Here is a 618-nt window from a genome sequence, read left to right as displayed (position 1 = left end):
ACAGCGACGCTCTTTAAAAATTTGATCAGGTAATTCGTGTGAGCGCTTGCCGATGAGTGGTGACAAGGTCACCAAATATCGGAGCAAGCCTCTCACGAGAAGTTTGACTCTGAACCAAGTTTGGTCTGCTTAACAGACTATCAAGCTTTCAACTGAAGAGTTTGATCATGGCTCAGATTGAACGCTGGCGGCAGGCTTAACACATGCAAGTCGAGCGGAAACGATCCTAGCTTGCTAGGAGGCGTCGAGCGGCGGACGGGTGAGTAATGCATGGGAATCTGCCCGATAGTGGGGGACAACCTGGGGAAACTCAGGCTAATACCGCATACGTCCTACGGGAGAAAGCAGGGGATCTTCGGACCTTGCGCTATCGGATGAGCCCATGTCGGATTAGCTTGTTGGTGAGGTAATGGCTCACCAAGGCGACGATCCGTAGCTGGTCTGAGAGGATGATCAGCCACACTGGGACTGAGACACGGCCCAGACTCCTACGGGAGGCAGCAGTGGGGAATATTGGACAATGGGCGAAAGCCTGATCCAGCCATGCCGCGTGTGTGAAGAAGGCCTTCGGGTTGTAAAGCACTTTCAGCGAGGAAGAACGCCTTGGGATTAATACTC

The 618-nt window shown here is 52.9% G+C and carries 1 rRNA gene; it reads left to right on the top strand.

What is annotated here, in order from left to right:
* Positions 1-149: 149 nt before the first annotated feature.
* A 16S ribosomal RNA gene (locus R2R70_RS18875) occupies positions 150-618 on the top strand; the annotation flags it as partial.

The sequence above is a fragment of the Cobetia sp. SIMBA_158 genome (assembly GCF_046566945.1).
GTDB classification, from domain to species: domain Bacteria; phylum Pseudomonadota; class Gammaproteobacteria; order Pseudomonadales; family Halomonadaceae; genus Cobetia; species Cobetia amphilecti.
This window is presented reverse-complemented; position numbering and strand designations above follow the sequence as displayed.